Below are 11703 nucleotides of genomic sequence, written 5' to 3'. Positions count from 1 at the left end.
TAACCACAAACGAATGAAGGCAAAATTAAAAGGCATGAGTCCAGTTCAATACCGTACGCATGCCTTACAAGCTGCCTAATAACATAACCTTGTCTAACTTTTTGGGTCACTTCACAGGATTAGCTCCTTTTGCGTAATCAGTGAATAAAGCAGCTTATCCGCGGCTGCCGGAATCAGAGCTACCCCAATTCGGCTTTTGGCTGCCTTGCGGCAGCCCTATGGCTGCGAGACACGACTACGCTCAAAGTACCGGCAATAAGCAGTAATAATCCGGTATAACCGACCAGCCCCGACCACCCGAATCGACTCCATACCAATCCGCCTATCGGACTCATCATACTGGAGCCTGCATAATAAAACAGCAGGTATATCGACGAGGCCTGAGCCTTCTGATCTGGCGCGGCCAGCTTTCCGACCCAGCCGCTCGCTACAGAATGGGCGCCGAAAAATCCAAAGGTGAATAGGGAAACCCCTATGATTTTAAGCAACAGCGGCATGCTTATCGTCACACACGCCCCGGTCAGCATGAGGGCAATGGCTATCGCGATCACCTTGGAATGAGGCATGCGGTCGGTAAGCTTGCCCATCCAGGCCGAGCTTAACGTACCCATCAAATAGACAACGAATATGGAGCTTACTAACGTCTGGCTTAATTCATAAGGAGGAGCCAGCAAGGGAAAGCTGATAAAGTTAAACAGGGAAACAAAAGCACCCATCAGCAGGAAACTGATCGCGTACAGAGCGAGCAGCCTTCGATCCTTCAGCAGCCGGAATACATGGATGCTCCGCCGTGACTTCACGTTCGAGGTTTGGTATTTGGACTCGGGCAACAGAATCCAGAATAAACCTCCGAACGTCAAGCTGATGACCCCAAGCATCCCGATCGCAACATGCCAAGTGAAATAATCGGACAAAGCCCCGACAACCAAACGGCCCGCCATGCCGCCTACACTCGTCCCGCTTATATAAATACCGATGACGGTCCCCAAGCGGCTTGAATGAAATTCCTCACTGATATAGGCCATTGCTATGGATGGAAAGCCAGCCAATACGATACCTTGCAGAGCACGAATCACCAGCAGCGGCTCGAGCCGATGGCACAAAGCCGCCCCGACCGAAAGCAGCCCTGACAGCAGCAAAGCGAAGGTCATCGTTCTTTTCCGCTTCAGCCGGTCGGAGAAAAGGGAGACGATAAACAGAAAAAATGCGAGAAATCCGGTGCTAACCGACAGCGTCAAGCTCGCGGTGGCCGGCGATACCCCAAATTCCTTCGTCAGCACCGGAATCAGGGGTTGTGTGCTGTAGAGCTCCGCAAATGTGACAAAACTGCCTAAAAAGAGCGCGATTATGGCGCTTGCATATTGCCTGCTTCCCGGTTGTATATATTCCATGAATCTTGCAGCCTTTCTGTGCAGCCGGATAGGTTTGATAGAGATACCTATATTAAAATACCATATTTGGTGACCGAACAAAAACGAACAAAAAAACAAAAGATCGCAAGCACTGAAAACTTCGGGCTTCAGGCTTGGCGATCTTTTTGTAATTTTTTACAGAGTCATGATTTGATAATCATCAGCAATGAACTGCGCAACACTTAGATGTCCGTCCCGTTCCCCTATTGTGGTCAAACCCGACGCTCGCACTTCATCTTTGACACCGAATGCATGAGCACAATATTCGCACACCCCTGCGATGAGGCCAAGGTTTTTAACAGCTTTGTACAGCGGGTTGAAGTCACTGGCAGGATCCTCAAACTTTTTAACCCATACCGTACCGGCACCATCAAAAAATACCTTCACCTCATGCCCCGCTTCATGCAATTCCTTTGCGTATAAAAGCGAGTGCAGCGCCCGTCCCAATTCAGCTTCTGAAGCATGTACAATAATCGCGATTTTTTTCATCGGTAGTTCCTCCCTTATTATATGTTTGATTGCTCCAATTTTTTCATCCATAGCAAGTTCCGGTTCGTTATCTATATTCAACGATGGGCAGTTGAACCAGCTCCCATGATACTCGACTCCTTTCTGTAAGATGAGACCATCTTACCCCAATCATCCGCTTCCTTCTGTAATGTATCTTACAAAAGATAAGTAATGGACTCCCCGAATTCTCAGAACTTCGGGTCATCCATTTTCTTATTCCTTACAGCCGAATTCAAGACACGCTTTAACCTTCCTTTGGTGGATTGAAATGGTTTTCCTTCCGGTTCGAATCATTCCTTCTTTCATAAGTTCATTTAATATAACAGTGACCGCCTCTCGCGTCGCACCGATCATATTGGCAACTTCTTGATGAGTTAAGGCCAAGTCTATTTTTACCAGTCCTTCATCCTCAACTCCAAACTTCTCCGAAAGCTTGAGCAGCAAATGGAGAATTCGTTCTCTCACATCTCCAAGAGCCAGCTTTTCCAACATCTCATCTCTATCCCTAAGCATGCTGCTTAATTCCGTTAAGAATCTCATGGCTAACTGGGGCCTCTTCGCTAAGAAATTCTCAAAATGCTCCTTTAGAACGGAACAAATCAACGTTTCTTCCATGGTTTCAATATAGATTCCCTTTGTGCCGAACGAGAACGTGTCGATCTCTCCAAACATGTTTCCCTTACCCAGGATTCCAACGGTGAACTGCTTTCCTTCAGCATTGATTTTATATAAACGAAGCTTTCCCTCTTTGATAAAAAACAGACCGTCACGATAAGTGTCCGGGGTCTGAATTAATGTTCCTTTGGGTAGAGCGTTAAAATGAGTCATGGGTGCCATTTGGTCAAGCTCCTTCAAATCTTCCTCGGGAAGCGCCTCAAAAATGCTGATTCTAGATAAATACCATAGCTTATCCATCATGTCTTAGCAGTGCCTCCTTTATTTTCTGCGGATCGAACGTATGGAAGGTTTGGGTACCCACAATAATCAACGGCGTAGCAATTCCGCCAAGCCTAAGCATTTCATCAAAATTCCCCTTGTTATAGCCCACATCCAGTTGATGATAAGGCATACCCGTTTCTTGAAAAAATTGAATCGCTTTCCGGCATGCAGAGCAGTGATCGCTTGTATAAATCGTTATTTTCATCGGACTCACCGCCTATACTTACGTATTGTTGAGTTCAGGCGCCCCTCTCTTGATCCAGCTTTCCACACACCTATTTTCTAAAATTAAGTGTCTATTTTTACTATAGAACATCACTGAAGGCTGCTCTGTAATATGGATTACAAGAACGAAAAGGCCCTAATGTCCTCATTCCTATTCCCGACGAAGTGAAGTTCAATCGGAAAAAGAAGAAGGGTTGTAGGGCCATTGTGTGCTTCTTGTGCTATTTTTTATTAACATGTGCACAAAGGCTGGTATTTTATGCAGAGGTAAACAGGGTTATTGACTGACCGTATATGTGATGCTGAAGAAGTTCTGGGAGCGGCGTAACTTCTATCCTAATTTAATGCTTTGCAACGCGCTTGGACAGCCGACCCTTTTGATCCTCGCCGTCCACTTCGCGTACAGCGTGACGTCGCTCGTTCCCATGTTTCCTGTGTTGTCAGGCACTTCGTACCCTCGGAGAGAGTATTGTTAAGACAATTGCTGTATGCTTCCTTTCCACGAAAGTATACCGCCTTGTAATTGTGATATCTTCGAATAACCGTTTTTCTTTAAAATGAATGCCGCCTGCTTGCTCCGCATCCCCCCGCGGCAATACAACAAAATCTCTCTGTTCTTTGGAACTTCGTCTAGGCGTCGTTTTAATTCCAACAAAGGGATATTTACAGCCCCAGGAATAAAGCCTTTACTATATTCTGTTTTTTCTCTAACGTCTATAAGCACATGATTAGAGCTGCGTTCAATCTCTTTCTCAAAATCATTTGCATTATAGTTTCTCAAACCTTTCAGCGGCACTAAACGCGTATACATAAAAAACCTATTATAGCTACTGCTGTGATACATAGCACCCAAACTAAACTAAACAATTTGTTCATCCCTTTCACGATTAACTGTATGCCGTGTCTACATGTTTTAAGCTTTGAAGTCGTTAGAGCTTTTGCACTGTCAGCCATTCTACCATCCGATTTGCCACAAGTTTCCAATCAGCCTCCAACATCATATCGTGCGCCATATTAGCGAAAATTTCCGGCTTTGTGCCATAAGCGTGCGCCGTTTCCTGCATCTCATCAGCATCTATGAAGAAGTCGTTCGCTGCACCGAGAACCAGCATGGGAGTCTTGATTTTCTGTGTCTGCACCGGCATTCGAGCCATCTCCCAAAAGGCCCGGAGCGACTCGTCCTGCAAATTGCTGACGTATCGCTTGAGCTGTTCCGGCGGCATACTGGCCGAGAAAAATGCTTGGACCGCTCCAGCTTCATTGTTGTAAAGATTTACTCGTCCGGTAATTAATGTTTTCAGCAGCTTGCCTGGATTCTGGAGAGCGGTCTTTACCGTAGTTTTCTTCGTGCCTCCAGGTGGTGCTGAAGCTAGCAGAATACCACATGGAGCATGATGATGCTCTAAATACTTTTGAACGACGTACCCGCCCATCGAATGACCCACAATGATCGGCGGCTGTTTCAGGGAAGACGCTACCTCAGTAACATCTTCAACATAATCGGTCATCCGATTCCACCGCAGTCGTTCTCGCCCGGCGCTTTTTCCATGCCCTCTCCAGTTGAGTGCGTGAACCTCGTACCCTTTGTCAGCGAAATAGGGCAGAAAGTATTCTTCCCACGCCCAAGCGCCATGGAAAGCGCCATGGACAAATAGTATAGGATTGGGGCGACTATGATTTGATGGGTGTAATGTCACGGTATCGATTTTTGCCATACATGTACCTCCAGCTGTCTTTGTATTTTTCACAGACAACGTACGTTATGTGTTCAGGATTCCAACAAACTTTATTGCAGATCTTTGGTTTTTTATCATATCACCCATAAGATACTCAGCATCTTGGCCAACCCAGCCCATCAGTGCCGACCCCCGACGAGATTGCCATGGCAGCCCCAAAAAGTATAATCCATCTATAGGACTGACACCTCTTTCATGCTGTGGAAATCCGTTCGAATCTAAAAGGCCATCAACGTCAACCCAACTATAATCGGGCCGAAAACCTGTCGCCCAGATCACGTTATTAGCTTGAATGGAAGAACCGTCTTCGAATCGTATTGTTTCCCCTTCTGCACTAACGGCTCGAGGCTTCATCGCAACGGTTTTAGCACTCAGGAGATTCTTTAACTCCAAACCATAAATTTGTTCCGGCTTTTTCTTAAGCCAGGATGCCCTTTTCGTATGAATATCCGCTCCCAGCAAACCAATTTTGTTAAAATACCAAAAAATACTTTTACGTAAGAGGTAAAGTGGCTTGAAACTCATTTTATGGCCTATAGATATGGTTACTTCATGCTGCTTAGCTAGCTCAACAGCAATTTGTGCTCCGGAATTTCCAGCCCCTATGACCAACACAGAACCCGAACGTAATTCGGTAGGGTTACGGTAAATAGAAGAATGCACCTGGTATATATGTTTATTAAAGCCTTGAGAAAACGTAGGTATAAAAGGCTTTTGAAAAGGACCTGTAGCAATAACCACTTGATTAGCTGCAAATTCGTCTCCTTGACTGCTCCGGAGGTAAAAGCCATTTTGTATTTTCTTCAATAAGGTAACGGTAGTATTGAACACAATGGGAAGAGAATAATGCTGGGCGTAAAGTTCCAAATAGTCCGCAGCCTCATCTTTAGTAGGAAGACCATCCGGTCGGCCCGGAAAGGCTAAACCAGGTAAGCTGTTATACATTCGCGGTGTGAATAAAAACAAAGAATCATAGCGATTTCTCCAACTGTCGCCGGAACGTGCTTTTGCATCGAGAATGACAAAATCACACTGATTTTTTTGTAAATAATATCCCATGGATAACCCTGCCTGACCGCCACCGATAATAATTACATCTTTTTCTATCATTCTAAGATACCTCCCATGGATATCACCAATCCCTTTGTTACCATCATAAACAAGGAAGAGACAGGTGAACGCGCAAACGATGCATGCATCCCCGCAAATATTTGCGGACTGCGCGCATCTTTCTAAGCCCTCAAGTCCCCATAGCTCCAGCGCGGTGAGCCATTCTACCATCCGGCTTGCCGCATCCAACATCATGTCATATGTATGTTACAAAAAATTTCTGGCCTTATGCCGGTTGAATGGGCCCTTTTCTTGGAGCTCGGTGGCAATGCTTCACGTGGAGGGCTAATAGAGCAACAAAAAAAGGGTTCGCACTTTGGTCTTATCCCCGTCAAGTAGACAATTAAAAAAAGAGGTAATTAAGCGGCGATTGCCTCCCTGAATTCAACTGGGTAGCGGTCGCCTAATTTTTTCTGGAACCGTTCATGGTTGTAGTACGTCACATATTCGGCAATTAAACGCTCAGCCTCAGCTTCATTATTGGGTTTAGAGAGATGGAGCTTTTCTGTCTTTAGATGCGAGAAGAAAGATTCGATGCATGCGTTATCAAAGCAATTTCCACGTCTGGAGTGGCTGCCTTCAAGCTTTTGGTCTGCAAGTAGTTTCGTGTAAGCCTTCGTGGTGTATTGAAAGCCTTGATCCGAGTGCAGGAGTGCTCCTGGTGCTTCAACCGCTCTCACCGTGTCTAACACGAGCTCTAGGTCGTTACGTTGTCCCAATCTCCAGGCAATGATCTCGTTGTTGTATAGATCCAGAATGGCTGACAGGTAGAGGAAATCGTGTCCTACACGAACATAGGTAATACCGGTCACTAACTTGCGTTTTACCGCCGCTGCTGAGAACTCCCGATTTAATGTATTGGGGAACAGAACAGGAGGGTGCTTGTCCCTTTTTTGCCATAAAAAATCCCCCCGGTCAACAGTGTTGAGTCCATCATAACATGAACTCTTTTTTCACTGTCTACCGTAAGGGGATAATACCACTTGCCTAAGGTGCGTTCCTTTTTTTTGTCCCAAAGTACTATTCAGCTCGCAGCAATTCTGAACCTTTACAGGTCGAGTGCGCCCACTTCGGTTTTATCCGAACTGGATTTTAATAGGTGACCGATTGGGATTCAATATCCTGGCCGGTCTTCTTTTTAGTCAAAATCATACCTTTGTTCTTTAAACGGATCTCCGAGCATTAGTTAAAGTACCCGTTGGAATGTAAGAAAGCCTCATAAAGTGGCCCTGGTCACATGTGCGAATAAGCTTGTCCACTGGACTATACACGATATTAGCTAGTAAAAAGATTTTCACATAGCTTATTCCCGTTGAAAACAACCCTTCGCGATGGCAGCTTTAGAGGGTTATTTGGTAGGTTTGCTTTAAATCTATTACAGAGGATACCCCGTTTTACTGGTTATGTTAGCATGCTTTTATTGGTAGACCTGAACAGGCTTCCGAAAGTGTAGGCAGCCTAGTGTCGTTTCGCATGAAAGATCTATATATGCATGAATAATAAAATCATCAGAGTACCCCAATCGATTTACAAGGCCACCGATTAATCCCGCGGCAGCCTCGTATGGCCCCACTATCGAAAGTTAAACAACCTATAAGAATGGTCATGATGCGGAATTAAGAAATAAAGCCTTTCTTCATCGCCTCAGCCTTTTCCTGCATCGCATAAAATTTCAATGCAGCGATGTCTCTCTCCGCCTCGGCTTGCTTCAGCTTCAAACCGAAAGCGTTCACCTCATGCTTGGAAACCGCGCCTACCTTGTAACGAATTTCCATTCTACGAAGATCGACCCGCAAATCCTCTACGTTTCGCGCCTCCTCGGTGTAGGCCTGTAATGCTTGATTCGCTTCCGAGTACGTCACTTCAATTTTCTTGGTTAGCTCAAGCTGTGTCTTCCGGTTTTGTGTAGCTGCGATGGCTGCATTAGTTGATAAAATATCGGTCACCGTAGACGTTAGAGGTTACCGTGTGCTCTTGCTGCCACAACGTCTCGTCCAAATTGTTGGATGCGATCTTTACTTGATAAGCTTGTTCCAGTAGTTTCTTCGTATCGACGCGCTCCAGCGGAGCGACGACAATCCCTTCGATGTCACGGATTACGAGATCGGGGTTATATGCGATGCCGATATCGAAGGAAAGCTTTAGAAATCAGATTCTTGTGGGATATCTAAATCTAAAATAATCCCATTCGGTTTAGTGCCACTATAAGTTTTGCTATTGCTACTGATTTTCTATCCACGATACATACATATGGGGACGTGATTTATTCACGTCCCCTTTACGTCCCCAACTATTCCTTTACTTAAATCCCTTAATCAAAAAACTCACGCTCAGTTCTGTGTAACCGAGTGAGTTTCTTCTAAGTATACCTTTAATCGAAATCGTAGCGCTGCTCCTTGAAGGGATCGCCATACATGTGATACCCGTTCCGTTCCCAAAAGCCCGGCTTGTCTTTCTCCATAAATTCGATGCCGCGCAGCCACTTCGCGCTCTTCCAGAAGTAAAGATGCGGAACGACCGCGCGCACGGGAGCCCCATGCTCGGGCGTCAGCAGCTGGCCGTTGTGGCGGATGCCAAGGAACGTCGTGTCGCGCAAGAAATCGTCCAGCGGCAAATTCGTCGTCCAGCCGTGCTCGGCGTGCAGCATCACGTATTTCGCTTCCGGCTTCAGCTTAACCAGTTCCATGATTGTCGCGACCGAGACGCCTTCCCAGACGTTGTCGAGCTTCGACCACGTCGTTACGCAGTGAATGTCATTATGGAACTCGCGCATCGGCAGCGCCAGAAATTGTTTATAGCTTAAAGTAACTTCCTCTTCCACCAGTCCGAATAGGCGCAAATCCCATTTGCTCATATCATTGTAATACGGAACGCTGCCGTAGTGCAGAACGGGAAAGCCGTCGGTTAGCGTTTGGCCCGGGGGAACGCGGTCGGCGATATTGTCATTTGTGAATTTGGTTTCGTTTGCCATGTTAATGATCAACCTCCTTAACATTGGGGAGTATTACATATTACATATAGTATAACCGTATCAGGCAAGTTTGACCATGCGGTCCATTAAGCGCCAGGATGAAGCGCCTCAACGAGCCGGTGCGCCGGAAGAACCCGGTCGGCCCGAACCGTGCAGCTGCCGGGATCGGCAAGCGAAGCAAGCACATGCTGGACGACGCCGGCAAACCCTCTTCGGTATAAAATGGTGTCCCAGCTGCCGAACGTTTGCTCGCGGGGGGCTTCGCCTCGCTCCATCCAAACCGCTCTCTCCATGTTCAGGACCTCGGCGGAACGTCCGCCGCCATGCAGTTCCAGCTTCTCCAGGTCGGCTCCCGCCAGCCGCGCCATCCCGAAATGGGCGATCGCCCCATCGGCGCTGCCTGCCGAGTCCGCATTCCCCTGTCCGAACAGCAGCGTGCCCGAGCCAAGCACCAGCCTGCCTTCGGCATCCGTACGCTCCAAGTACGATCCGACCTTGAAAGCGTCCCCGCCTAGCCACAACAGCAGATCGAGCATATGGATCAGATCGTCGTAAAGCGTATGCCGGGCGCATTGATTTTGCAGCTTGGTGCGGTGTTTCGAGACGGTAACTGCGTCAAAGCCGCCAGTTTGCGCCAGCCAACGCCTGGCCTCCGTATAGAGTGGAGCAAACCGGCGATTAAAGCCGACGGCCAGCAGCAAGTTATGATCGAGGGCGTAGTCTGCCATCCGCTGCGAGGCCTGCAAATCATAGGATAACGGCTTATCCACGTAGACGTGCGCGCCCGCTTGCAGACAAGACATGACGATATCCTCATGCGTTTCCGTCGGACTGTGCACGAACACGATATCCGGCTTGGCTTCCTTCAGCAAATGCTCGACCGAGGCAAAACGCCCCGGTATCCGATACTGCGCGCCGATCCGTTCGACTGTGGCCGGATTGCGGCTTGACAAGCCGACGATATCGACATTATCGTTTGCCGAAAGCAGCGGCATGTATACCTTTTGGGCGATATCGCCCAGACCGACGATGCCGATCCTTGGTTTCATCCGAACCCCTCCTTCACCAAAATTTGATAAAACCTCCAGCACCAAGCGACTTTCAAGGGACCAAGCGTTATGGTAATATAAAGGTTGGCGATCCCACCGCTTTCGCCTGATCCGTACCTTACTTCTGGGGGATTTCACTATGCATAGAATGAAAACCCGGCTTTTCGCCGCCTCGCTCGTCGCGTTCGCGGTACTGCTCGGTTTGGCCGTCTATTACGAATCAACGGTTTACTTGTATGCCGCCAGCGCCTTGCCGATCCTGATCGTCATCTGGCTGCCCGATATCGAACGGCATCAATATATTCGTCCCAAGCATCGCAAGCGGGTCAGCCTTCGCGTCCATTCGGGAGGCGTGAACGGCAAGGTAACGATCTCGTTCGACCCCGGTTTCGTCCGGTGGCGGAAGGCCGGCAAGCTTTATTTTCACTTGGACAGCCTCAAGTGGGAGGAAGCTCCTGAAACGAACATGAAACCCGGTAAAGCTGCAGACGCCGGACTTCCGGTACTGTCTTATGACTTGTCGGCGCACCCGAGCAAGCCGGGATGGATCGGCATCGACCTCAAGCAGCTTGCCGAACGGACCGCAGGACTATCCGTCACGACCGACGAAGTGACGCGACTGACGATTCGTTTGGGCGATCTCGAGGAGATGGCCGTCCGGCAAATGGCAAATGCCGTTCCCGTGACATCTGGCAGCAAGCAGATGCAGGCTTAATACATGAAAGCAGATGACCGCCTTCGGGTAACCAACCGGGCGAATCATCTGCTTTTTTCGCTAGGCGGAACCGGATGAACTTTCGTTACGACTTGCCCAGCAGCCTGGCCAGTGTGCGTACCGTCGCCCCGGTGCCTCCTGCCGGCTCGGTGCCCCGCTCGCTCCACAGCCAGGCCGTGCCTCCCGTATCGAGGTGAACCCAGGGGGTTTCCCCGGCGAAATGCCCGATGAACAAACCCGCCGTAATACAGCCCGCCCAGCGGTCGCGGCCGGTGGCGTTCTTGATGTCGGCTACGCGGCTCTTGAGCATGTCCCGGTACTCCGGATAGTTCGGCAGCGGCCATATTTTCTCGCCCGCTTCCTGCGCGTTCGCGAGCACCTCTTGAAGCAGGGCGTCATCATTCGTCACCGCGCCCGTCGCGACATCCGCGAAGCTGACCAACACGGCCCCGGTCAAGGTAGCCACGTCGATCAGGCGCGTAGCGCCCAGCTTTTTCGCATACAACACGCCGTCCGCCAGCACGATCCGCCCTTCCGCGTCCGTATTCAATACTTCCACCGTTTGTCCGTCCATCAGCTTCACGATGTCGCCCGGCTTGAAAGCCGCTCCGGACGGCATGTTCTCGGCGGTCGGAATGACCATGACGACATCCATCGGCGGTTTCAACCGCCCCAGCACATGGATCAGCCCCAGCAGGACGGCGGCCCCGCCCATGTCGCTGATCATTTCTTCCATCCCGTCGGGCTTCTTGAGCGAGATTCCGCCGGTATCGAAGGTGATGCCTTTCCCGACGAGGCCCAGCACGCCCGCCTCCGGCGACGAGGCTCCGCGGTAGCGGACCGCGATCATGCGCGGCGGGTTGACGCTGCCTTGGCCGACCGCTGCGAGCCCGCCCATCCCGTGCTCGCGAATGCCCCGCTCGTCGAGCACGGTACATTCGAGGCCGTAGCGGGCGGCCAAGCTTTGAGCTGCGCGCGCGAGCTCCTCCGGCCCTAGGTAGTTCCCGGGCAGGTTCGTCAGGTCGCGCGCCGTGTA

Annotated in this window: 14 protein-coding genes and 1 pseudogene; 2 read left to right on the top strand and 13 right to left on the bottom strand. The window is 49.3% G+C overall.

All coding sequences use genetic code 11. The features are described 5' to 3' along the window. Window positions 1–79, top strand: a 79-nt coding sequence (locus FKP33_RS25965; RefSeq protein WP_141336729.1) for an IS3 family transposase, incomplete at its 5' end; no start/stop codon positions are given. A gap of 100 nt (window positions 80–179) precedes the next feature. Here FKP33_RS25965 and FKP33_RS25960 read toward each other — a convergent pair. The 12 genes and pseudogenes from FKP33_RS25960 to FKP33_RS25905 all read right to left on the bottom strand — a co-directional run bounded on the left by FKP33_RS25960 (window position 180) and on the right by FKP33_RS25905 (window position 9952). Continuing rightward, window positions 180–1391 carry an MFS transporter gene (locus tag FKP33_RS25960; RefSeq protein ID WP_127608129.1) on the bottom strand — a complete coding sequence of 404 codons (1212 nt, stop codon included), beginning with the start codon at window positions 1389–1391 and terminating at the stop codon, window positions 180–182. Between the two features lie 156 nt (window positions 1392–1547). Continuing rightward, window positions 1548–1901, bottom strand: a complete 354-nt coding sequence (locus FKP33_RS25955; protein WP_141336739.1) for a DsrE family protein — start codon at window positions 1899–1901, stop codon at window positions 1548–1550. Window positions 1902–2135: 234 nt separating this feature from the next. Then, a complete protein-coding gene (locus tag FKP33_RS25950; RefSeq protein ID WP_141336738.1) occupies window positions 2136–2840 on the bottom strand; it encodes a Crp/Fnr family transcriptional regulator in 705 nt (234 codons plus the stop codon). Further along, window positions 2830–3066, bottom strand: coding sequence for a glutaredoxin family protein (locus FKP33_RS25945; protein WP_127608133.1), 237 nt, complete (start codon window positions 3064–3066; stop codon window positions 2830–2832). The genes FKP33_RS25950 and FKP33_RS25945 overlap by 11 nt, the downstream gene beginning before the upstream one ends. Before the next feature lie 351 nt (window positions 3067–3417). Beyond that, window positions 3418–3534, bottom strand: coding sequence for a hypothetical protein (locus FKP33_RS28885; RefSeq protein ID WP_155615639.1), 117 nt, complete (start codon window positions 3532–3534; stop codon window positions 3418–3420). Between the two features lie 24 nt (window positions 3535–3558). Continuing rightward, entirely contained in the window at window positions 3559–3930 is a 372-nt protein-coding gene (locus FKP33_RS25935) for a rhodanese-like domain-containing protein (protein ID WP_141336736.1), read from the bottom strand. A gap of 85 nt (window positions 3931–4015) precedes the next feature. Then, window positions 4016–4801 (bottom strand): alpha/beta hydrolase, encoded by a 786-nt coding sequence (locus tag FKP33_RS25930; protein WP_141336735.1) that lies wholly within the window; start codon window positions 4799–4801, stop codon window positions 4016–4018. A 45-nt stretch (window positions 4802–4846) separates the two neighbouring features. Then, window positions 4847–5932 carry a flavin-containing monooxygenase gene (locus FKP33_RS25925; protein ID WP_141336740.1) on the bottom strand — a complete coding sequence of 362 codons (1086 nt, stop codon included), beginning with the start codon at window positions 5930–5932 and terminating at the stop codon, window positions 4847–4849. Between the two features lie 359 nt (window positions 5933–6291). Then, window positions 6292–6816, bottom strand: a pseudogene (locus FKP33_RS25920) (IS3 family transposase); the annotation flags it as partial. A gap of 732 nt (window positions 6817–7548) precedes the next feature. Continuing rightward, window positions 7549–7878: an HlyD family secretion protein gene (locus tag FKP33_RS25915; protein WP_141336733.1), complete on the bottom strand. Its 330-nt coding sequence runs from the start codon at window positions 7876–7878 to the stop codon at window positions 7549–7551. A 425-nt stretch (window positions 7879–8303) separates the two neighbouring features. Continuing rightward, window positions 8304–8903 (bottom strand): sulfite oxidase-like oxidoreductase, encoded by a 600-nt coding sequence (locus FKP33_RS25910; protein WP_054796944.1) that lies wholly within the window; start codon window positions 8901–8903, stop codon window positions 8304–8306. 86 nt (window positions 8904–8989) lie between these two features. After that, complete coding sequence (locus FKP33_RS25905; protein WP_127608135.1) at window positions 8990–9952, bottom strand: Gfo/Idh/MocA family protein; 963 nt, start codon at window positions 9950–9952, stop codon at window positions 8990–8992. 139 nt (window positions 9953–10091) lie between these two features. On the opposite strand from FKP33_RS25905, the gene FKP33_RS25900 reads away from it, so the two are divergent. Beyond that, window positions 10092–10667, top strand: coding sequence for a hypothetical protein (locus FKP33_RS25900; protein WP_141336732.1), 576 nt, complete (start codon window positions 10092–10094; stop codon window positions 10665–10667). A gap of 85 nt (window positions 10668–10752) precedes the next feature. Here FKP33_RS25900 and FKP33_RS25895 read toward each other — a convergent pair. Continuing rightward, the coding region (locus FKP33_RS25895) for a M17 family metallopeptidase (RefSeq protein WP_141336731.1) at window positions 10753–11703 on the bottom strand (951 nt) is incomplete at its 5' end.

The organism is Paenibacillus sp. tmac-D7, assembly GCF_006519665.1.
Lineage (GTDB): Bacteria > Bacillota > Bacilli > Paenibacillales > NBRC-103111 > Paenibacillus_G > Paenibacillus_G validus.
This window is presented reverse-complemented; position numbering and strand designations above follow the sequence as displayed.